The sequence below is a fragment of the Shewanella phaeophyticola genome (assembly GCF_025398315.1).
Classification (GTDB): domain Bacteria; phylum Pseudomonadota; class Gammaproteobacteria; order Enterobacterales; family Shewanellaceae; genus Shewanella; species Shewanella phaeophyticola.
This window is the reverse complement of sequence record NZ_JAODOQ010000001.1, coordinates 2,061,326-2,085,472: the sequence shown is the minus strand read 5'-3', so window position 1 is coordinate 2,085,472 and position 24,147 is coordinate 2,061,326. Positions and strand designations below refer to the sequence as shown.

7 protein-coding genes, 5 tRNA genes and 5 pseudogenes are annotated in these 24,147 nt (G+C 41.8%); 8 read left to right on the top strand and 9 right to left on the bottom strand.

Annotated elements, in window-relative coordinates; genetic code table 11:
* Positions 1-60: 60 nt before the first annotated feature.
* The 6 genes from N4T56_RS09700 to N4T56_RS09675 all read right to left on the bottom strand — a co-directional run bounded on the left by N4T56_RS09700 (position 61) and on the right by N4T56_RS09675 (position 2,868).
* Positions 61-1,959, bottom strand: a complete 1,899-nt coding sequence (locus tag N4T56_RS09700) for an EAL domain-containing protein (protein WP_261733088.1) — start codon at positions 1,957-1,959, stop codon at positions 61-63.
* A gap of 417 nt (positions 1,960-2,376) precedes the next feature.
* Positions 2,377-2,452 (bottom strand) — tRNA-Asn (locus N4T56_RS09695).
* 29 nt (positions 2,453-2,481) lie between these two features.
* Positions 2,482-2,557, bottom strand: a tRNA-Asn gene (locus tag N4T56_RS09690).
* Between the two features lie 27 nt (positions 2,558-2,584).
* A tRNA-Asn gene (locus N4T56_RS09685) sits at positions 2,585-2,660 on the bottom strand.
* 23 nt (positions 2,661-2,683) lie between these two features.
* Positions 2,684-2,759, bottom strand: a tRNA-Asn gene (locus N4T56_RS09680).
* 33 nt (positions 2,760-2,792) lie between these two features.
* Positions 2,793-2,868, bottom strand: a tRNA-Asn gene (locus N4T56_RS09675).
* Positions 2,869-4,223: 1,355 nt separating this feature from the next.
* Here N4T56_RS09675 and uvrB point away from each other — a divergent pair.
* A complete protein-coding gene (gene uvrB / locus N4T56_RS09670) occupies positions 4,224-6,245 on the top strand; it encodes an excinuclease ABC subunit UvrB (RefSeq protein ID WP_261733087.1) in 2,022 nt (673 codons plus the stop codon).
* Between the two features lie 136 nt (positions 6,246-6,381).
* Here uvrB and asnS read toward each other — a convergent pair whose 3' ends face one another.
* Positions 6,382-7,782: an asparagine--tRNA ligase gene (gene asnS / locus N4T56_RS09665; RefSeq protein WP_261733086.1), complete on the bottom strand. Its 1,401-nt coding sequence runs from the start codon at positions 7,780-7,782 to the stop codon at positions 6,382-6,384.
* Between the two features lie 299 nt (positions 7,783-8,081).
* Between asnS and N4T56_RS09660 the strand changes: the two genes are divergently transcribed.
* A complete protein-coding gene (locus N4T56_RS09660; protein ID WP_261733085.1) occupies positions 8,082-8,417 on the top strand; it encodes a hypothetical protein in 336 nt (111 codons plus the stop codon).
* 14 nt (positions 8,418-8,431) lie between these two features.
* Here N4T56_RS09660 and N4T56_RS09655 read toward each other — a convergent pair whose 3' ends face one another.
* Positions 8,432-9,007, bottom strand: a complete 576-nt coding sequence (locus tag N4T56_RS09655; RefSeq protein WP_261733084.1) for a CoA pyrophosphatase — start codon at positions 9,005-9,007, stop codon at positions 8,432-8,434.
* Positions 9,008-9,427: 420 nt separating this feature from the next.
* Here N4T56_RS09655 and malQ point away from each other — a divergent pair.
* The 6 genes and pseudogenes from malQ (at position 9,428) to N4T56_RS09605 (ending at position 21,608) form a co-directional block, all read left to right on the top strand.
* Positions 9,428-11,616: pseudogene (malQ, locus tag N4T56_RS22930) on the top strand (4-alpha-glucanotransferase).
* 13 nt (positions 11,617-11,629) lie between these two features.
* Complete coding sequence (gene glgB / locus N4T56_RS09640) at positions 11,630-13,855, top strand: 1,4-alpha-glucan branching protein GlgB (protein ID WP_261733081.1); 2,226 nt, start codon at positions 11,630-11,632, stop codon at positions 13,853-13,855.
* Between the two features lie 48 nt (positions 13,856-13,903).
* Positions 13,904-16,007, top strand: a pseudogene (gene glgX, locus N4T56_RS22450) (glycogen debranching protein GlgX).
* A 3-nt stretch (positions 16,008-16,010) separates the two neighbouring features.
* A pseudogene (locus N4T56_RS09615) lies at positions 16,011-18,538 on the top strand (glycogen/starch/alpha-glucan phosphorylase).
* A 99-nt stretch (positions 18,539-18,637) separates the two neighbouring features.
* Positions 18,638-19,897: pseudogene (glgC, locus tag N4T56_RS09610) on the top strand (glucose-1-phosphate adenylyltransferase).
* Positions 19,898-19,910: 13 nt separating this feature from the next.
* The gene (locus N4T56_RS09605) at positions 19,911-21,608 is read left to right on the top strand and encodes a glycogen synthase (RefSeq protein WP_261733076.1); all 1,698 of its coding nucleotides are present in this window, start codon (positions 19,911-19,913) and stop codon (positions 21,606-21,608) included.
* Between the two features lie 96 nt (positions 21,609-21,704).
* Here N4T56_RS09605 and N4T56_RS09600 read toward each other — a convergent pair.
* A pseudogene (locus N4T56_RS09600) lies at positions 21,705-24,097 on the bottom strand (TonB-dependent receptor plug domain-containing protein).
* Positions 24,098-24,147 lie beyond the last annotated feature (50 nt).

The following is a 24,147-nucleotide window of genomic DNA, read 5'->3' as shown; positions in this document are numbered from 1 at the left end:
AACATAAAATGCTTAACCTTAGAATAAAAGCGTGTTTTTTACGGTTTATTAACCCTAAAGTTACTGTTTTTTGACCAGTATGTCAGGTTTGGCAATATAATATCCCTGTAGGCCATCCACTAATAATTTTTCTAAGGTTAATTTTTCGTCTTGTTTTTCAACACCTGTGGCGATAACCCGAATACTAATCCGTTTGGCGATGTCGACAATCATCCGTACAAAGAACTTATTGTTGTTATCTTGTTCAATATTATCACTGTAGCTACTGTCTAATTTAATAAAGTCTGGACGGACTTCGCGGAAGAACTTAAATGAGGTAAACCCTAACCCAAAGCGTTCAATGGCGACTTTAGCGCCGACCTTGTGCATTTCACTGACAAATTGACGGCTAGAGAGCAGGTTAGCCTGCATGCCCGCTTCGTTAAGTTCAAACACCAGACGTGATGCAATTTGGCGGTGCTTTGACAATAAATCTTTAAGCCAACTGGTAAAATTATCCTGCAATGCTGATGAAGCGCTGATATTTACCCCCATATTGCCAGTTAAGTTGGGATTTTGACTGAGTACTTTGATTGTTTGAATCACAATCATTTGGTCTAATTCGACATTAAGTCCATAGCGTTCAGCCATGGCAATAACCGTTGTGGTGGGTAAATACTTGCCATCAGCATTAGCAAAACGGGCGAGTAACTCACGATACACATCTGTTTGGTTGTTACAGGGTTGGATCGGTTGCTGATAAAAATGAATACTGCGGCGCTTAATTAAATCATTAATGGTCAGTTTCCAATGGTCATCGCCATGTTGCTCATTACCAGAAAGTTTTTCTAATTGATAATAACGGTTAGAGCCTAAGGTTTGTGCTACGCTGACAGCGGTGTCTGCTAATGACATTAATGCCAATGGTTCACTGCCTTCTTTATATGGCACCATACCAGCGTGGGCAATAGAATCACTGCGAGAGCTTTGAGCATATTCGTCGAGTTGAACTTTGAGTTGCTCTATGCATTTTTCGCCTTCTTTTAAGGTAATGCTGTCGATGAATACGGCAAAATCACCACTTGAAACCCTAAAACACTCAGTAACACCAAAACTTGCAATTGATTTACGAATGCAGGTAGCCAATTTGGCGAGATAATCATCACCGGCTGCACGTCCATGTAATTGGTTTATACTGGCAAGTTCTGCCGCCTTAACCATCAGTAGCACGCCATATTGTTGTTTATCTGATTTGTTTAAGGCATCTAAATGTTGAGTAAAACGTTGTCGAGTTGAAAAGCCACTGACAGGATCTTGATAAGCGGCTTTTGTTAGCTGTTCGTTTTCTTTTCGTACCCTATCTAAACTAAGCTTTAACTGATTACGGCATGCTTCTAATGCATTACCTAATGGGCGTAATACACCAGGAAATCGAGAACGCTCTAATGCTAAAAATGACAGTTCCGAGATATGGTTAATGTATTCTGCAGCGTATTTAATACGAGAACGGTGTAATTGCACTAACAAGGCAAATAACACCATCAACAATAGATATGCACCAATTAAAAGTATGGCAGTTTGCTCTAAGTCGTCAAAACTAGAGGAAAGTACGCTTGCGGTGTCTAAACGAACTTGTAAGCGCGCATCACCAAGGGTTTGAATATGGCCTAATTGGATGTTAAATATTTTACTTGGAAAATCATCACTTAGACGCTTTAAACTACCGTGAGTGTAGTTAAGGTTACTGTCTGTATTGTGTATAAATTGAAAAAACTGGAAGGTAAAATCTTGAGTCATTTTTTTATATAATGCTTCACCGCTACCTTCCCAGTGACGATAAGTTTGTACATAGCGCTGATAATGCTCCTGAGCAATTTTTCCTTGCTCTTGCACTTCATTGTTTTCGACCGTATAGATCCTGAAGATCAATAAGCCGAAAACAATCAACAACACTATCTGAAAGGATTTTGATAAGCCCATAAAACTTCCATTCCCTACGAGTTTACAATAATAAGTCAGTTTGATTTTGATTCGCTATCAGCATGAGTGGTTGCTGATGATGTTCTGCTTAAAGTTATGATGTTAATGATAGTTTATATTTATGGTTATTGAAGCTTGGCACCGTTAACTACCTTTAACAAAATATTCAGCATGGCATTGTGCTTTCCAATTCGGTATTGGCATAATGTTGATGGTTAAAATGCTCGCGATTTAATCAATGTGTTTTATTTTTAAACAGAGGTAGCATACCAGATATTAGATTAATATATGATTAACCTAAAGCACTATTTTTATGAGGGAAAACGAAAACAAACAATGACAGATAAAATGTCAGTTAAGATGGTACTAAAAAGGGGAATTGACATGTTAATAGAGGGGGATGACATTGCGAAATAATGGCTCCCCAAACTGGACTCGAACCAGTGACATACGGATTAACAGTCCGCCGTTCTACCAACTGAACTATTGGGGAATTGATCATTATTGACTATTACCTTGAAATGGCTCCCCAAACTGGACTCGAACCAGTGACATACGGATTAACAGTCCGCCGTTCTACCAACTGAACTATTGGGGATTGGGCATTTCAAATTTGTCGTCTCGATGGCTCCCCAAACTGGACTCGAACCAGTGACATACGGATTAACAGTCCGCCGTTCTACCAACTGAACTATTGGGGAATTATCTCGATAACATTAAACGTTGGCTCCCCAAACTGGACTCGAACCAGTGACATACGGATTAACAGTCCGCCGTTCTACCAACTGAACTATTGGGGAATTACGCTTACATTCTAAACTTACTGGCTAAATTGGCTCCCCAGACTGGACTCGAACCAGTGACATACGGATTAACAGTCCGGCGTTCTACCAACTGAACTACTGGGGAAACGTTTTTAGCAATGTATTGCTGAGAACGGAGCGCATAGTAAAACGCTCTGGTAACTGAGTCAACTCGAGTTATAAAAAAAAACGCAATTATGTGACTAATTGGTTAGCAATTACACATCGTGCACGACTTTTGGGCATTTATGCCGATTTTTGAACAATGAATATAAAATGAATCACTTATCTACTCGCTGTGTGAATTCGCTTTGTTGGTTCAATATCTATTTCACTGACACATCAAAAGTGTGTTGAGTGATATTGGCTAGCCATGACGGTTATCACCTCGATGCTTATATTGTTTACATAATTGCGAAAACAAAATGTCACTTTGTCATTATAAAGTGGATTGGCATAATAATGTGTGTATGGGTAAAGGCTGGCTAATACACATCAATAACGAATTGATAAGCAGCCATTAATAGGGGTTGAACGTCGTTGGTGCAAAAGCATTACGACAATGTCATTTCATAAATGCATTAAAAATGGGCACTAACACGCTAGGCATGAATTGTTAACGGCTATTTAGGTTAAGTTGTTGCTCAATTGGATCAGAGTCAGTTAATGCTAGCAGGCTAAGTAACACCAGCTGCTCCTCATACAATAACAAGTATCGCATTTTATCCCATTGACAGATCTGTGGTCATTGCTTACAAGTCCGTATATCGTCCAAATTAGTGCATTTTGCTGAATAAATAAGACTTAATGCTTAACTTATGCACTATTTTGATCATAACCTTATCTATCTCACTTATTGTCTAGTCAAGGTAAATCTATAATATCTAAGACTAATTAAGTAACTCGCATGAACAAATTGTCTGACGATTGTGTATTTACCTACAAATGTAATTAAATTACATCAACATTATCTTACGGTTTTATGAATCGGCGATGTGCTTGACCCCGCATTCGTATTGGGCTTTAGTGACTTATCCACTAAATCTGTGGATAAACATGTGGACTTCTGCTGTAAATACGCAGCTAACCCTTGCTGAGCATGGATTGGACTTAAAATATACTTTTTCATTAGTGATATATAAAGTTATTAATTTTCAGCAAGATATAAAAATCAACTGTTTTATTTTTCCACTGTTCTGTCAACAGCAAAATTGTAACCACTTTGCATGACAGATTGTGCATTAAATTGCATTTAAGCTTAGTTTTTCAGCGGATTTTAGGGTGTTTTTCCATGATTTATGAATTTGTTTGTCACTTTCACATTATGTTAGTCATTTTGTCATAAATAAAGTGTAAGCAGTGTTATGATCTCATTAATACGGGTAAATTGAGCATTAGATATCGCCAATACTCCGTGTTTAGGTATATTATGTCGCGTTCTATTTATAAGGGATGTACGTTGTGTCTGAGTCTGTTTTTACCTTAGAGTCCAAATTTGAACCTGCGGGTGATCAGCCCACTGCAATTAACCAACTTGTCGATGGTTTACAGTCTGGCATTGCCAGCCAAACCTTACTCGGCGTGACAGGTTCTGGTAAAACGTACACCATTGCCAACGTGATCAAACAAATGGGTCTGACTACCATTATTATGGCACCCAATAAAACCCTCGCTGCCCAGCTTTATGGCGAAATGAAAGAGTTTTTTCCTCACAATGCGGTTGAATACTTTGTCTCTTACTATGACTATTATCAACCTGAAGCTTATGTGCCTGCCTCTAATACTTTTATCGAAAAAGACGCATCTGTTAATGCCCATATAGAACAAATGCGGCTGTCAGCAACCAAAGCACTGTTAGAACGCAAAGACGTGGTATTAATTGCCTCAGTATCAGCTATTTATGGTTTGGGCGATCCAGACTCGTATATGAAGATGCTGTTGCACCTTCGTCAAGGCGACTTTATGGGGCAACGTGACATACTGATTCGCTTAAGCGAGTTGCAATATACCCGGAATGACATTGAACTGCAGCGAGGCACTTACCGTGTGCGGGGCGAGGTGATTGATATATTTCCGGCAGAATCTGAACGTGAAGCCATTCGGATTGAATTGTTTGATGACGAGATTGAACGTTTAAGCGAGTTTGACCCGCTCACTGGGCAAATTAATAAGCGCATCGTTAGAACCACTATTTACCCTAAAACGCATTATGTTACGCCTCGTGAAAAAATCTTAGCGGCAACTGAAGAGATTAAAGAAGAACTGCGTGAGCGCCGGCAATTTTTGCTCGACAATAATAAGTTAATCGAAGCCCAACGGATCACTGAACGCGTACAATACGACGTTGAAATGATGGTTGAGTTAGGCTATTGCTCAGGTATCGAGAACTACTCGCGTTACTTGTCGGGGCGTAGCACCGGAGAAGAGCCGCCAACGCTATTGGATTATCTCCCTGCAGACGGTTTGTTAATTATTGACGAGTCTCACGTCACGGTGCCGCAAATTGGTGCCATGTACAAAGGTGATCGTAGCCGTAAAATGAACCTAGTCGAGTATGGGTTTCGCTTACCATCTGCGTTAGACAATCGACCGTTAATGTTCGAAGAATTCGAGCGCTTAATGCCACAAACCATTTTTGTGTCAGCGACACCGAGCCAGTACGAGCTTGATAAAAGTGACGGTGAAGTTGCCGAGCAGGTGGTGCGCCCAACCGGATTACTTGACCCTGTATTAGAAGTGCGCCCGGTGGCGATTCAGGTTGATGATTTATTATCTGAGATCCACAAACGCGTAGTAGTAAATGAACGGGTATTAGTCACTACGTTAACCAAACGCATGTCAGAAGATTTGACCGAATACCTAGATGAACACGGTGTCAAAGTACGCTATTTGCATTCTGATATCGATACCGTTGAACGTATTGAAATTATTCGCGATCTTCGTTTAGGCCACTTTGATGTATTAGTTGGGATTAACTTATTACGTGAAGGGTTAGATTTACCTGAAGTCTCCTTGGTGTGTATTCTCGACGCGGATAAAGAAGGCTTTTTACGCTCAGAACGTTCACTTATTCAGACAATTGGCCGCGCTGCACGTAACGTTAACGGTAAAGTGATCCTCTATGCAGACAGAATTACCAATTCAATGGCTAAAGCCATGGGAGAAACAGAACGTCGACGCGAAAAGCAACACCAGCATAATCTTAAACTCGGAATTGTGCCACGCGGTGTGGTGAAGAGCATTACTGATGTAATGGATGTCGGTGAAGCAAAACAAGCTAAAGGCCAGCGCAGCCAATCAGGTAAGTATGCTGAGGTTGCCGATAAACGTGCAACTTACGCCAGTGTTGCCGATCTTAGTCATCAAATTGATGCACTAGAAAAACAAATGCACGAACATGCCAAAAACTTAGAGTTTGAACAAGCTGCTGCACTGCGCGATGAAGTGAAACATCTGCGCGAACAAATTATCTTAAACAGTTAATTTATCAAAGCATGACGACTCGCGCTGCCTTAATCAAAAAAACGCTGGTCTCGTTCTGATTGGGTCACTTATTAAGTGAGCCAATAAAAAACGCGCCAAAGGCGCGTTTTATCTAATACACATTTATTAAAGTCTATTAGAAGTTAGCTGAACGTGGTGCACGTGGGAACGGAATAACATCTCGGATGTTGTTCACGCCAGTGACGTAAGACACTAAACGTTCAAAGCCTAAACCAAACCCTGAATGAGGCACTGTGCCATAACGGCGCAGGTCACGGTACCACCAGTAATCTTCCTGGCTTAATTCCATTTCAGCTAAACGAGCATCTAACACGTCTAAACGTTCTTCACGCTGCGCACCACCAATGATTTCACCGATGCCAGGTGCTAATACATCCATTGCTGCAACGGTTTTACCGTCATCGTTTAAACGCATATAGAAGGCTTTAATGTCTTTCGGGTAGTTTTTCACTACAACCGGTGCTTTAAAGTGTTCTTCTGCTAGGTAGCGCTCATGTTCAGACTGTAAATCGATACCCCATTCAACTGGGAACTCAAAAGTCTTGCCACAGTTTTTAAGGATTTCAACCGCGTCAGTATAATCAACCTGGGCAAAGTCGCTGCTCACAAACGACTGCAAACGCTCAACCACGGTTTTATCAACACGTTCATTAAAGAAGTTCAAATCGTCCATGCGTTCTTCAAGCACGGCGTTAAATGCAAACTTAAGCATTTTTTCAGCGAGCTCTGCTGCATCATCTAATGTCGCGAATGCAACTTCTGGTTCAACCATCCAGAATTCAGCAAGGTGACGTGTGGTGTTTGAGTTTTCAGCACGGAACGTTGGGCCAAAGGTATACACTTTAGACAATGCACAAGCGTAGGTTTCAGCATTTAACTGACCAGATACTGTTAAGAACGATTCTTTACCAAAAAAGTCTTTGTCATAATCCACTTTACCAGCGTCAGTTCGCGGCAAGTTTTCCATGTCTAATGTAGACACGCGGAACATTTCACCAGCACCTTCACAGTCAGATGCGGTAATCAATGGGGTTGATACCCAAATGAAACCTTCTTGGTGATAGAAGCGGTGAATCGCTTGCGATAAACAGTTACGTACACGAGCAACTGCACCAATAATGTTGGTACGTGGGCGTAAGTGTGCCAGCTCACGTAAATGCTCAATAGAGTGGCGCTTAGCAGCCATTGGGTATGTATCAGGGTCATCTACAAAACCGGTGACAACCACTTCCGTTACTTGCAACTCAAATGCTTGACCAGCACCAGGAGAAGCCACAACTTCACCTGTCATGACGACTGAACAGCCTGCAGTCAATTTCAATACATCGTCATTATAATTGGCTAGGCTATTTGGCACGACACCTTGGATTGGATCGAAACATGAACCGTCATAAACGGCCAAGAACGAGATACCAGCTTTAGAATCACGACGAGTTCTAACCCAGCCACGAACCGTGACTTGCGAACCGATGGCGTGTTCACCTTTAAATACAGAAGCGACAGATGTAATGCTCATTGTTGCTTAATTCTCCAACATATCGAATTATGAATATAAATTTGGAGTTTATCTTACCTTGCTGGTGGCTTTTCTCAAGCTGAAAACGCTTTTCTATTGCGATTATTGTGTTACTTTTAAATAAGTCGCTTAAATATATGGCAAATGAGTGAGTTAAGCCAAAGCTTATTCGCAGATTTAGGCGATATAATAATAAAAGTCCTCAATATTGAGGGCTCAGATTAGCACTGGCATATTTAACGGTTTACACACTGTTTATTTTGTATGCACAAATGTGTGGTATTACCAAGGAACAGGACATGTCTCGATTAGGCGTTTTACAAGTCATTTTAACCGTGTTGTCGCTGTTAGGTTGGAGTTTAGCCATTTATGCTCTGATTATTTACGGTGAGGCTAGGCCAGATCGCGCCGTCGGTTACTTTTTAAGTAAAGGAGTGTCTGTGCGGTTGTATTGGGATCCGGACTTAACCATTAAGTTGGAATATTTGATTTGGTGTTGCGCTGGGGTGAGTTTTTTAAATTTGCTGGTTAATTTTTATGCTAAAACCACCACTAGAATAGGTTTTTGGGTCAATATTCCTCTGTTGTTAGTCGTGTCATTGTCTGCCGGCTTATATATCCGCTATGTAGTGTGATGGTGACTATGCGGTTATTCGTGAGCCACATGACGGCATAATAAATCAATAATAGCAGCCGTTACCCCCCAAATAAATCGGTCTTCAAAAGGCATAAAATGTACTCGGTATCGTTTGCCATGGCGGTAATGAAACACCTCATGCCGGTTGTCTTTTTCAATAAAAAAACTTAATGGTACGGTAAAGCAATCTGCAACTTCTCCAGGATCAATCATTAACTCAAAGGGCTGTTTAACTAAGCCCACTACAGGGGTGATTTCAAAGCCTGTAAAGGTTTTGTGCGCCGGGAATATACCTAACACATCCACATTATCTGCTAATAAACCAATTTCTTCATTGGCTTCCCTTAAAGCTGTGTGGATCAAATTAACGTCTGTCGGCTCTACTTTACCACCGGGGAAACTAATTTGCCCAGGGTGATGACGTAAATGAAGTGGTCGCTGCGTTAATATCAGTTGCAGTTGTTGATCGATTTCAATCATTGGGATTAACACGGCAGCCTGACGGCCTAAATACGACGTTGGTGCAGACACGATTGCTGCACTGAGCCGATGTAAGTTATATCGTATTGTAAACTCGTATTTATTCAAAGTTGGCTTTTTGTCCGTGAAAACGGGTTGATTAATTTATCATAACATGGCTCAGTTAACAGACAAAGCCTATTCCGCTTGTGTAGAGCATTCAAAAATCCATTACTTGTACAGTAACCTATTGGAATCATGCATAAAACACGCCCAATGTTAACGAGATTATGTTATCGCATTAAATCATTTTTATGATCAATTATTGCACTATCTTTGTTTGTTATGCGCTGTTATAGTGCATAAAGATACTTTAAAACGTATGTATTACATAACTGTTTTATTGATATGTTATCTATTTAACTTTCTGATTTGTAATAACTTATTCTTGTCATTTATCTGCCATTAATTTGTCGCTATATTGTTACTATTAACTGGCATGGTAACTGCTGGAATTCATGTAGTTAATAATCGCGAGGGAAGACAAATATGGGACTGGAGAAGTTGCTGTATTTGCAAGGCGTTGGAGCAGAGTTTATCGATTGTGTCGGTAAACTGGTTCACATACCTGCTAAGGATAGGCAGGGCATATTAACCACGATGTTAATACCCACATCATTCAATCAACATCAATGTGATCCGTCCGAATATCCACATTTACTGACCGAAAATAAAATGGCTCAACGTATTGAGCAGTTAGATGTCAATCCTTGGTTGTTGCCATTACACCGTTTTCAATGGTGTGAAATCGACAAACCACACATTGATGTGCAATTACCCGACAATTATCCTTTTGCGTTTAAAGTCACTGTATATGGTGAAGGCATAGACACATTAACAGTGACAGCTCATTGTCAAGATTGTGCTGTCGTCGGTGAGTACTATTATGGTGGGCAACGTTATTGTCAGTATCGTTTAGTGTTAGACAAACCCAATTTACACTTAGGTTACCACCATATTAGCTTAGCGTTTATTGGGGATTCTACTCGGGTAAATACCTTATACGGTCAAATTATGCTGGCACCACAAACCGCATATCAAGGTCGTCTTACGGCGCATTCTCAAGCACCAAAGCAGCCTTGGGGCTTAAATGCACAATTGTATGCAATGCGCAGCGATCAACAATGGGGAGTAGGTGATTTCGGCAACCTCGCTGAACTTATCGACTATGCAGCCCATGCAGGAGCCGATTTTATTCTGCTTAATCCATTGCACGCGTTAGACATCAGTCAGCCAGAAAACCCGAGTCCATATAGTCCTACCGATCGCCGACGTTTGAATCCTTTGTATATTCAAATTGAAGCGGTTTATGAATACAAAGCAGTGCAAAAAGAGCTCTCGACTCAACAGTGGTTACAAAAAAACAAGCGTTAAATCAAGCGCAATTGATTAATTATGAAGAAGTACAATTACTCAAATACGCAGCTTATGAAAAGTTGTATCAAATATTTTGTCAGCAACATGTGAAGCATGAAACCACCAGATATCATGCCTATTTGCATTTTATTGAACAGGATAAATCTGCATTGATGCAGTTTGCTCATAAAGAAATTGACTTAGCTTCAAAATATTTCACTCAAGAAGAAGGCTTTTATTTGTACTTGCAATTTGTTGCAAGTGAACAATTAGAAGCGTGTCAGCTTAACGCAAAACAATGCGGTATGAGCATTGGCCTTATACGTGATTTAGCCGTAGGTGCAGTCAGCCATGGTGCTGAAGTGAGTGCCAATTTATCGTTTTTTTGTGATAACGCCAGTATTGGTGCACCACCAGATCCTTTTGCTGAGCAAGGGCAAAATTGGGGATTAACTCCATTTGACCCGGTAAAATTAAAACAACATGATTTTACTCACTTTATCCAATTTATCCGCAGTAATATGCAACATTGCGGCGCATTACGGATTGACCATGTCATGGGCTTGTTACGTTTATGGTGGTGGCCACTTAATCGCGATTTAGGCGAAGGGAGTTACGTGTATTACCCGGTCGAAACGTTATTAGCCATAGTGTGTCTTGAAAGCCAGCGAGCCCGTTGTGTGGTCATTGGTGAGGATCTTGGCATTGTACCGCCAGAAATTGTATCGCGCTTAGCACAAGCTGGCGTGTTCTCTAATGAGCTGTTTTATTTCTGCAAAGATTACGACCGCTTTAAACCACCAAAAGATTACAAACATCAAAGTTTAATGATGCTCGCTAATCATGATGTGCCCACCATTAAAGCGTGGTGGATGGGTGATGATCTTAAGTTACGACGACAGCTGCAGTTAATTAATAACGACGAACGATTACTTCAAGTTTTGCATACTCGTCAGCTTGAAAAGCAACAGTTAATTCATTTATTGGTTGAGCAGAAGGCGATTGCTCCTGTTGCTGATGACAATATTGATCAAGTTGATTTTGAGGTGTTATTACTCGCGTGGATATCGGTTGCAGCTCAAGGCAATGCACAATTATTCAGCGTGCAATTAAGTGATTTAGTCGCAGATAAGCACGGGGTTAATATTCCTGGTACATGGAAAGAGTTTCCAAACTGGCAACGTCGTTTGCCATTGAGCATTCAACAAATGTCACAAAGCGTTAAAGTACAACAAAGGTTGAATGCAATTAATCAATCAAGACAGGCTAGCGGTCAACAATTTGCTGCCAAGATGTCTTCATCCAACAATTCAGAACAATAATGGATCATTGTATATGACTGTAGCGACTGCATATTTTCATCAAGGTAGCGATATAGCGTTATTAAATGGTGATTACACAGATGTGTTTTCATTGCTGGGCATGCACACTAGTAATGACGGCAAAGGATTAATCGTCCGTTGCTATTTACCCGGTGCAACATCCATTGATGTCATTAGCCTTAAAGATGGCCGTAAAGTAGCGAGCCTTGAACAGCTAAATGATCAGGGATTATTTGCCGGCAAAATGAGCCGCAGAGTGAAACCTTTTACTTATCAACTGCGGGTACAATTTCCACTTTGTGAGCAACTGATCTGTGACCCCTATCAATACGACAGTTTATTAGACCCACAAGATGTGTATTTATTTGGTGAGGGCAGTCAGTTACAGACATACCGTTTTCAAGGGGCTAACTGGCGTGAACATGAAGGTGTCACTGGCGTGCATTTTTGTGTTTGGGCGCCAAATGCTAAAAAAGTCGCATTAATTGGTGATTTTAACTCATGGGATCAAAAACGACATATTCTACGCTTTCACCCAGCGAGTGGTTTGTGGGATATCTTTATCGTTGAAGTCGAAGCCGATCAGCATTACAAATTTGCGATTACTGATGAACATGGTCATGTGGTCGTAAAGTCAGACCCTTATGCCGTATCGATGCAACCATCGCCACATAATGCTTCTAAAATTCCTTCACCTGCATTATATCAATGGCAAGACGTGCAATGGCTTAAGGATCGTAGCCAAAGCCATAACCATAATCAACCAATGTCGATTTATGAGGTGCATTTAGCGTCTTGGCGCAGAACTGGCGATGAAGGCCAAGAATACACAGATTATGTGCAGTTAATTAATGAGTTGGTGCCCTATGTAAAAGAAATGGGGTTTACCCATTTACAATTGATGCCTATTAGCGAGTTTCCCTTTGACGGTTCATGGGGGTATCAACCCGTTGGCCTATATGCGCCAACGTATCGTTTTGGTGATGCTAACGGCCTTAAAAGGTTTATTGATGCTTGCCATCAGCAAGATATTGCCGTGTTACTCGACTGGGTACCGGCGCATTTTCCTCGCGATCCCCATGGCCTAGTGCGTTTTGATGGCAGTTGTTTGTACGAGCATCAAGACCCACGTAAAGGTGAGCACCCTGATTGGGACACGTTAATTTATAACTATGGCCGCGCTGAAGTGCGCAGCTTTTTATACAGTAATGCCCATTATTGGCTCGATGAATTCCATTTTGATGGCCTGCGTTTAGATGCTGTGTCATCGATGTTATACCTTGATTACAGCCGTAATGCTGATCAATGGGTACCCAATGAATTTGGCGGGCGTGAAAACCTGCAAGCCATTCAATTTTTACAAGAGTTGAATGCGCGTATGTACCAGTGTTTTCCGGGGATCAATATGATTGCTGAAGAATCCACCGCATGGCCAGGTGTCACCCAAGCAACTGACCAAAATGGGTTAGGTTTTGGGTTTAAGTGGAACATGGGTTGGATGAATGACACGTTACGTTATATCAGTTGCGATCCGCTTTACCGTCGTTTTCATCATGGTGAGCTCACATTTAGCTTAGTGTATGCCTTTACTGAACAATTCATTTTATCGTTAAGTCACGATGAAGTGGTGCATGGCAAAGGGTCTTTACTGCACAAAATTCCGGGTGATGATTGGCAAAAATTTGCCACATTACGCGCCTATTATGGCTATATGTGGTCACATCCGGGGAAAAAACTGCTGTTTATGGGCAATGAGTTTGCTCAACGTAATGAATGGAACCATAACCAAAGCCTAGATTGGCATTTACTCGACTACGCCCCTCATCAAGGCATGCAAGATTGGGTTCGTGACCTTAATCAGCTTTACCAACAAACACCCGCTTTATACGAATGTGACCATCAAAGTGACGGGTTTGCCTGGTTTGATTGCAATAATGCAGACAACAACATTTTAGTTTATTGCCGTTACGCTAAAGATAAACAACAACACGCGATAATTGTAGTGAATATGTCTCCGCAAGTGCATGAGGGTTTCCGTCTTGGGGTACCCAGTGCATGGCAATACACCGAAGCACTTAACAGTGATCATCGTTATTACGGTGGCAGTCATGTAATTAATGAAGGTCCATTTGAAACACAAACCACGCAATGGCAGGGTATGGATAACAGTATCGTGATTACTGTTCCCCCTCTAGGTTGTACCATTTTTGTGCCAGAAGCACTCGTACCCGCTGAGTAACATTAGCGCTGAACAGTCTTTAGGTTTATTTACATGTAGGGATTCAGTATGGATATGACCAGTGGTTACCCTTATCCTTTAGGGGCAACGATTGATGACAACGGAGTCAACTTTTCGTTGTTTTCAGCCCACGCAACCAAGGTGGTGTTATGTCTATTTGACCCTAGCGGACAAGTTGAAGTGGCACAATATATTATGCGAGACAGCACTCGCCAAATTTGGCATTGCCATCTTGCAGGGGCAAAAGCTGGCTTGTTATATGGTTATCGCGTGTTTGACCTTATCAGCCAGAGCTAGGACACAGATTTAATCATCATAAATTACTGCTCGACCCTTACGCAAAAAAACTGGTGGGTGAGGTAATCCAACATCCAGCGTTATATGGCTATGATGTTGATGACCGAACAGAAGACTTGTCATTTGATACCCAAGACAGTGCAGCATATATGCCGAAATGCGAGGTACCCTAGACCATCATTTCGTTGATGAGATTCCTATCACGCCTTTACAGACACCACTTTACAAAAGCGTGCTATTTGAAACCCATATAAAAGGGTTTACTAAGCAACACCCATTAGTCGACACCGCAAAACAAGGCACTTTTGCAGGGCTTTCAAGCCAGGCGGTTATTGATTATTTGCAAGAGCTTGGCGTTACCGGGGTAGAATTGCTCCCAGTACACGGATTTTTTGATGAGCCCTTTTTAACTGAAAAAGGCCTTAACAATTATTGGGGGTACAATAGCATCGCATTTATGGCGCCACACAGTGGTTATTTAGCCAATAAAAATGGTGATATTGCCGAGTTTAGACACATGGTCTCTCGTCTTCATCATGCCGGCATTGAAGTGATACTCGATGTGGTATTTAACCATACCGCAGAGGGAAACCATCTTGGCTTCCACATACAGTTTTCGTGGCATAGATAACGCCAGCTATTATCGATTATTGCCCAATGATAAGCGCTTTAACATTAACGACACTGGCTGTGGAAACACCTTCAACTTAAATCATCCCCAAGTGCTTATGTTAGTTATGGACTCATTACGTTATTGGGTTGAAGTGATGGGAGTTGACGGTTTTCGTTTCGATCTAGCCAGTTGTCTTGGCCGGGAAGTCTATGGTTTTGACCCAGGCAGTGGTTTTTTTGATGCCATTACCCAAGACCCCGTGTTGTGCAAAGTCAAACTGATTGCAGAGCCATGGGATATTGGCTCAGGCGGTTATCAATTAGGTAACTATCCTGTTGCCTTTAGTGAATGGAATGATCGCTACCGTGATGCTATGCGCCGTTTTTGGCGTGGTGACAGTGGGATGCTTCCTGAGTTTGCCAAACGTTTTCATGGATCAAGTGACTTTTTTGAGCACAATGGTCGTGGCTACCCTCTGCCAGTATCAACTTTATCACTAGTCATGATGGCTTTACCTTGCATGATTTAGTGAGTTACCAGCAACGACACAACTTAGCCAATGGTGAAGAAAATCGTGACGGACACCAAGAAAATTGCAGTGATAACTACGGCGTTGAAGGTGAAACCAATGACGAAGAAATTAATGCCATTCGTGATCGTCAAAAACGTAATTTACTCACCTGTTTATTGTTGTCTCAGGGGGTGCCTATGTTGCTTGCCGGTGATGAATCAGGTCAAAGCCAACAAGGAAATAATAACGCCTACTGTCAGGACAACCCAATAGGGTGGTTTGATTGGGATGTGATTGATTGGTCATTGGTGAGTTACACATCGCAATTAATAAACTTACGCAAACGATTTCCTATGTTATGTCATCAGGCGTTTATTCATAAACCTGAAGCGCTCTTTGACAACGGCTTAGCTTGGTTTAATCGCCAAGGTGAAGTGATGACTAAATCTCATTGGTGCGAACACCATACTCGCACACTCAGTGTCATTATTACCGGCAATTTAGGTCATGCAGACATAGGTGCAGAGCCTGAAAGTACCGAAGCATTATTGTTACTCATTAATGTAGATTATCAATCTCACACGTTCACATTACCGCAACTCGCTCACCTTAAGCATTGGCACTGTTTAATACACACCCAATCCTCTGAGCCTGCCGTTGATAACAATCAACAAGTGACGCTAATTGATCGCAGTTTAATGTTATTTCATACCGAATTTACCAAGGAGTGATGGATGACCACAGCTAAAGAAAGTGCTAGTAAAAAGCAGCCCCCTGCGCCACGCAAAAAAACGATTAACACGAGCAAGGCAAAAGCTGAGCCCATCACTGAGCCTGCGGCAGACATATGTGAACCATGTGATACCTTAGGAGCATCACTTGCGCGGCATATTCGTTACGGTTTATGCCGTGATGACCATGATCCTGAAGAACTATTCACCGCAGTAGGTGAAAGTGTCAAAGAACAAATGCTCGATGAGTGGCGACAAACGCGGATTAAAGACAACCAATACCAGCAAAAGCAAGTGGCCTACTTATCGCTTGAGTTTTTAATGGGCAGAGCGTTAGGCAATGCGTTACTGAGTCTAAATTTAACCGACGAAGCTAAAGCAGTATTAACCGATTACGCAACAACCCTAGAAGATATTGAACAAGTTGAACATGATGCAGGTTTAGGTAATGGTGGCTTAGGGCGTTTGGCCGCTTGCTTTTTAGACAGTTGTGCCAGCCTGGATTTATCGGTGACCGGATATGGTATTCGTTATCAATATGGCATGTTTATGCAAAAAATTGTCGACGGTTATCAAATTGAACAGCCCGATCGTTGGTTACGTCACGGTAATCCCTGGGAAGTCCGAATTGCCCATAAGATTGTTACGGTGCCATTTTTTGGTCATACCGAAAACTATGTGGATAAACACGGACGCCGACATCATGTATGGACAGACACCCAAAATGTATTAGCAGTACCTTACGACGTGCCCATTCCAGGCTTTAATAATGGCAGGATCAATACGCTTAGGTTATGGAAAGCAGAAGCAAACGATGAGTTTGACTTAGCTGAATTTAATGAAGGCGATTACGCTGAAGCCGTTGCCACTAAAAATTTGGCCGAGCAAATCACCATGGTACTGTATCCAAATGACGCCAGTGTGAATGGTAAAGAGCTAAGATTAAGACAACAGTACTTTTTATCGTCAGCCAGTTTACAAGATTTGTTAGCGCGTTATGTTGCCCATTATGGCAAAGATTTCAGCCAATTTAGTCAGCATAACGTTTTGCAGCTCAACGATACACACCCAAGTATTGCGGTGCCTGAGCTTATGCGCCTACTACTCGACCAATACGAACTCACTTGGGATGAAGCCTGGGCTATTACCAGCGAATCTATGGCCTACACTAATCACACACTACTACCAGAAGCGTTAGAGCGATGGTCAGTGCCGATGATGAAATACATGTTGCCTCGTATTGTTGAAATCATTTTTGAAATCAACTCACGTTACCTTGAACAAGTCGCACATCACTGGCCAGGAAATATTGAAAAATTGACGAGTATGTCAATTATCGAAGAAGGACTAGAGCAACACATCAGAATGGCCTACCTTGCCATAGTGGCAAGTTTCTCTGTCAATGGCGTTGCCGGTTTACATACGCAATTATTAAAAGACGGTTTGTTTAGTGATTTCTATCAATTATGGCCAGAGAAATTTAATAACAAAACCAATGGTGTCACGCCAAGGCGCTGGCTTGCTTATTGTAATCCAAAGTTAGCAAGCTTAATTACACGTCGTTTAGGTAAAGAATGGATCACTGATTTATCACGCCTTGCTGCATTGAATGCCTTTACCAGCGACAAAGACTTTGTGAAGGAGTGGCCGAAATTAAGCTCGCAAATAAACAAGCCTTAAGTGAATTTGTTGAACAAGAATGCGGGGTTAAATTTGACCCAAGCATGATGTTTGATGTGCAGGTTAAGCGCATACACGAATATAAGCGCCAACTGTTAAATATTTTGCATGTGATTCATTTGTACCGTCGTATTTTAAATGGGGATACCGAAGGTATGGTACCGCGCTGTGTATTAATTGGCGGTAAAGCGGCACCGGGTTATGCCATGGCGAAACAAATCATCAAACTAGCCAACAATGTTGCCCATATGGTCAATTCAGATCCATTAGTGACGCCTTATCTTCGGATGGCATTTTTACCAAACTATAATGTCAGTGCAATGGAAAAAATTTGTCCTGGAACCGATTTGTCTGAACAAATTTCTACCGCAGGTAAAGAAGCATCTGGCACAGGCAATATGAAATTTATGATGAACGGTGCATTGACCATAGGTACGTTAGATGGTGCAAACATTGAAATGTTAGAAGAGGTAGGGCACGAAAACTTCTTCCTGTTTGGTTTAGACGCAGCCCAGGTTGCACAAGCCAAGGTGAATTATCAACCACAACAAATTGTTGCTCAATCTGAAGCATTAAATGGCGTATTGAGTATGCTTAAAAGTGGCCACTTTAATTTGGTTGAGCCGGGTATCTTTGATCATATTATTGCCTCGATTATCGACCCATATGATCAATGGATGACCGCAGCAGATTTTGAGAGTTATCGCATTGCACAAGAAAAAGTCGCGCAAACTTATTTAGACCAAGACACTTGGCAACAAATCAGTATTAGAAACAGTGCCGCCAGTGGCCGTTTCTCTAGTGATAACACCATAGCGGGCTACCGCGATGATATCTGGATGAAAAAATAAACTGCAAATCTGCGGTGTTCGCACCGCAAAATATGCACAGTAAACGTGGATATATGCTTAATAATCGTGGCTTTGATTAAAGCCGAATGGAGTCTGTTTATGAGTAATGTTCGTTATATTAGTAATTTAACCCGTGATACCTATGCAATTATTCTTGCTGGTGGCCGTGGTTCGCGTTTGTATGAGTTAACCGATTGGCGTGCAAAGCCTGCGTTGTACTTTGGGGGGAAATTTCGAATTATCGATTTTCCGCTATCAAATTGTATTAACTCAGGTATTCGTCGTGTGGGTGTGGTAACACAATACAAGTCTCATTCACTGATACGACATGTCACACGTGGTTAGAGCCACTTTAAAAAAGAACTGGGTGAATCGGTTGAAATTTTACCGGCTTCACAACAAACGTCCGGTAATTGGTATCAAGGCACTGCTGATGCCGTGTTTCAAAATATCGATATTATTCGTCATGAGATCCCTAAGTACGTGATGATTTTATCTGGCGATCATGTCTATCGGATGGACTATGCCGGTTTATTGGCTGCACATGCCGAGTCGGGTGCTGATATGACCGTATGTTGTTTAGAAACGCCCATACCTGAAGCCGCGGGGGCATTTGGTGTCATGGAAGTTGACGAAAATATGCGAGTGATTGGCTTTCAAGAAAAACCTGAACACCCTAAACCTACGCCTAATGATCCTGAAAAATGTTTAGCATCGATGGGTAATTATGTCTTTAATACCAAGTTTTTGTTTGATCAATTAAAAAAAGATGCTGACAACGTCGCCTCTGATCGCGATTTTGGGAAAGACATTATTCCGTCCATTATTGAACAGTTTAATGTTTACGCTTTTCCATTTACCAGTGCTGTACCAGAACAACCAGCATACTGGCGAGATGTGGGTACCCTTGACTCATTTTTTCAGGCGAATATGGAGCTATTGTCCCCTACGCCACAGCTGAACTTATATGATGCTAAATGGCCTATTTGGACTTATCAGGAACAATTGCCACCTGCAAAATTTGTCTTTGATGATGACGATCGTCGGGGTATGGCTGTTGACTCAATCGTGTCAGGCGGTTGTATTATTTCTGGTGCCAAAGTGAAACGCAGCGTATTGTTTGACGAAGTACGAGTGTGTTCATACTCATTGGTTAAAGATTCGGTACTGCTTCCTGATGTCGTGGTATTAAAAAATTGTAACATTCAAAATGCAATTATTGACCGAGGTTGTATCATTCCTGAAGGCACCTTTATTGGGCATAGCCAAGAGCACGATATTGCTCGTGGATTTAGAGTATCAGAGAAGGGAGTCACCCTGGTGACCCGTAAAATGTTAGGTTTACCCGAAGGTTACTAATAAGGAACCCTGAATGACCCAAGAAAATGTCAACCGCGTTTTGCTGGTGGCAGCAGAAAACGATGCATTGTATGGGGCGAAAGTTGGCGGGATGGCGGATGTGATCCGCGATCTACCGCCTGCATTAGCGCAATGCGGAGTCATTGCTGATGTCGCAATGCCAAATTATGGTTTTTTGGCTGAACACTACCATGCTAAGCATTTTGCTAATATTTCGTTAGATTTTGCAGGCTCAAAACACACCGTTAAAGTGTTTTGCATGCCGAGACCCAAACATAAAACGGACGCCTCTGCCATGAGCAGGATGTCAGATGCAGATTTACAGCCCCAACAGCTGCAAACCAATCCGCCGATGGTGTATTTATTTGACCATCCCTTATTTAATCATAACGGCCAAGTGTATTGTAATGGTGCCCATGACCGCCCATTTGCAGAAGATGCGACTAAATTTGCTTTGTTTTCACTTAGTGTTGCTACGTGTTTAGTCGACAATATTTTACCGCGTTACGATGTGCTTCATTTGCATGATTGGCATGCTGCCATGGTGGCAATGCTCAGAAAATGTGTCGATTACTTTGATAGCCTTAATTCCATGGAGTGTATTTACACCATTCATAATTTAGCTTTGCAAGGTGTTCGGCCTTTTAGTGGCGATCAATCATCGTTTCAAGCTTGGTTTCCGCAATATGCAAGTCAGCTTAAACCTGTCGCTAACCAAAGTATTTACGATCCGCGTTATTCTAATTGCATTAATCCAATGCGAATGGGAATTGTACTGAGCGATAAAGTGCATTTAGTGTCACCGACTTATGCCCAAGAAGTGTTATTGCCGTCCGATCATCAAAAGGGCTTTTTTGGCGGTGAAGGTTTAGAAGCCGATTTAGCGGTTAAAGCCGAGCATCAGCAATTAATCGGCATTATTAATGGCTGTATGTATGACGACAGTTCGCAGACACAAACATCAGCTGCAGATAATACCGTGTTGGATCTACTCCGGTTAGCTGAAAATGCCATTTTATCTTGGCAAACAAAGGTAGAGCATGTGTCGGCGTTAGACAGCATTGCATTATCACGCATATCACAATTAAAAATGGCAATGAGTTTAGCTGAAAAGGATGCCACCCCTTTTTTATTGACCTCTGTCGGCCGTTTAACAGAGCAAAAAGTGCTGCTATTGCTACAACCGTATGACAGCCCCAATGGCCAATCTGATATCACAGTACTTGAAGCATTGTTGCAAGCGTTTAAGCAACAGCAACCTAATGGCGTATTATTGTTGTTAGGCAGTGGTGATGATCAAATCGCCAAGGATTTGCAAATGGTCGCGGCGCGATTTGATAATCTGGTATTTATGCATGGTTATGATGAATTATTGTCTGACCGTTTATATCAACAAGGTGATTTGTTTTTAATGCCAAGTTCATTTGAGCCTTGTGGCATTAGCCAAATGCTTGCGATGCGGGAAGGGCAACCATGTTTAGTGCATGCCGTTGGTGGACTTAAAGATACCATTGAAGACAATGTCAGTGGTTGGGCATTTACAGGTGCATCTTTGCCTGAGCAAAGTGAAGCATTGGTTGAGCGCTTCAGACAAGTGCTGGCTTTGTACGGAACACCGACATGGCGAAAAGTTGCGAAAAATGCGGCAAAACAGCGTTTCACCTGGGACTGTGTGGCGAAAGACTATATTGAAAAACTTTATCGACTCTAGTTTATAATTGATTACTGAAACAGACTTTAAATACAGCTAAATAAAAAGCACCGATGCGTCGGTGCTTTTTCGTTTTAACTTAATCTCAAAGTGAGTTTAGTAAGTGTAACGTAGATCTAAGTAGTAATATCCACCGTTAAACCCAAATGGTGTATTGGTTAATGGATAAACGAAAATACCATTGAAGTTATTGTCTTCAGGGCGCTTTTCAGGATAAACATCAAACAGGTTTTGTACACCTAGGGATAACGCTAATGAATCAGTTGCTTGGTAACGTGTGCTGATATCTGTCACCCATTTGGCGTCATATTCTACTTCACTTGACGAATAGCCTACGGTGTATTTGCCAAAGTAACTAAAGCGTAAGTTAGTGGTAAAGTCATCATAATGATGAGTAAAGCCAATATTACCAGTGTTTTTAGGCGTTGCTTCAGTCATACGGATAACTTCAATACGATCAAATAACTCATCTTCTAATCCATCCAGAATAGACGGTAAGTTAATTGATTCGATTTTGGTTTTTTTGTATGAATAAGCGAGGTTTGCACTCACATCACCAAATTGGCCAAGGTCAAACTCTTGAGTCATGACCAAATCAACACCTTGAGTTTCAGTATCAACTGCGTTCATAAAGAAACGCGCTGAGTCGGCATTGGTACCGGCTAAGGCTTCAGCAATCACAGGTGAACTTTCTTGGTCTACCGAACCCGATAAAATAATACGGTCATCAACGTTAATTTGATACGCATCCAAAGTTGCAGTAAAGCCATTCCCACCGTTATATACTAAACCTGCACTGAATGAGTGCGAGATCTCAGCTTTAAGATCTGGAATATCTAATGCATCTTTGATGGGCGATAACTGGTTAAACGTACCCGATTCGCGTGGTACAAACTCCCCGGTGACCGGATCAGGATCAAAGAAGGTTGATACGTTTCTAAAGTAAAGTTGCTGTACACTCGGTGCACGGAACCCCGTATCTGTGGTCACACGAAATGCTAAGTTGTCTGTTAAGTTATAACGGCCGGATAATTTCCAACTCGTGTTGCCACCAAAGTCAGAATAGTCTTCGTAACGTACAGCTGCAGCCCAATAAAAATTATCAGTTAGTTGGTTTTCTAGCTCAACATATATACCTGTGTTTGTACGGTCTTCATCCACTTCAGATTCTTCAGTAAAACCACCAAAGCCTTGGCTACCACCCGCTTTATCTTCGTAATCACCTTGAATGTATGACTCTTCTTGGCCAGCTTCAATTTCATAGCCACTTTCGCGGAAAGTAAAACCGGTTGCGACCATGATTTCTGAATCATTGTAAAAATCATAATAGGTAGACGCATCAAGATTGAGGTTTAACTCACTATTAGACAGGGTGCCTGCATAAAAATCGGTTGGACTGGTTGGACCTAAAGATGCGTTAATGGTGTTTTCAACGTGGTATTCGAAGCTGTTGCTACCGTAACCGGCAGAGGCATCAATGTTCCAATCTCCTAGCTCAGCGTCATAACCCATTACAAATGAGTAATCGAGGATCTCCGGGCTAATTTGCGGTAAATAACCGTCTGGGTATACTTCAATAATATTACGTGAATCTAATGCGCGACGGTAAAAAGCACCTGAGGTTGATTCACGTTGGCTTACGCCACCAAAAGCATAGACTTTACTGGTGTCATTAATGGCTTGTTCAGCATTAACAAATAAACCATAGTTTTCATATTCGCTGTCGCCAACGTGATGGTTTTGACGATCAAAGGTTTCTTCGCGTGGATCTAAACTACCATCTGCTAACGTTGGGTATTGTTGACGGCTATCAAGACCTGCACGGTTTGTGGCATTTTTTTGATGTGCTTCTAAAGACACATTCACAAAGCCATCATCGCTAAAACTAAAACCTTGGTTTACACCTATACGGACTTGCTCACCGTCACCTTCGTAGGTTTGGCCTATTTGGGTTGAGATACTGCCGCCTTCGTCGCTGTCTTTGAGAACAACGTTAATGACACCGGCAATGGCGTCAGAGCCATACAAAGCAGAAGCACCATCACGTAGAATTTCAATGCGTTTAATCGCTGTCATCGGAATAGCATTTAAGTCAACGTTTGACGAGCCTTTACCCACAGTACCGGATAAATGCACTAGTGCTGAACCATGACGGCGCTTACCGTTCACTAACACTAAAGTGTATTCGGTGACATGCCTCGTAAACTCGCAGGACGTACTGCATCGCTACCATCAGTAATCGATGAAAACGGCACGCTGTAACTTGGCGCGGCAAACTGAAGGGCTTTTGCGGTTTCAGTAATACCTGTCGCTTCAAGTTGCTCAGAGGTAATAATGTCAACTGGCGTAGGGCTGTCAGTTGCTGTGCGTAGGGCAATACGTGAACCAATGACTTCAATGCGCTCTACATTTTCACTTTGCTCAGCGGCATATGCTGTCGGTGCGGTAATACTGGCAATAACTGCCAAACTGACGAGACTTTTATACATTTAGTCATCCTGCTTTAACGTTACGGTAATTTTTATAACATTATAGAGCA

Bases quoted from the DNA above. Each gene is read 5' to 3' on its own strand.
- N4T56_RS09605 (WP_261733076.1), top strand. From the start codon at position 19,911: ATGACCCAAGAAAATGTCAACCGCGTTTTGCTGGTGGCAGCAGAAAAC.
- N4T56_RS09700 (WP_261733088.1), bottom strand. From the start codon at position 1,959: ATGGGCTTATCAAAATCCTTTCAGATAGTGTTGTTGATTGTTTTCGGC.
- asnS (WP_261733086.1), bottom strand. From the start codon at position 7,782: ATGAGCATTACATCTGTCGCTTCTGTATTTAAAGGTGAACACGCCATC.
- N4T56_RS09660 (WP_261733085.1), top strand. From the start codon at position 8,082: ATGTCTCGATTAGGCGTTTTACAAGTCATTTTAACCGTGTTGTCGCTG.
- glgB (WP_261733081.1), top strand. From the start codon at position 11,630: ATGACTGTAGCGACTGCATATTTTCATCAAGGTAGCGATATAGCGTTA.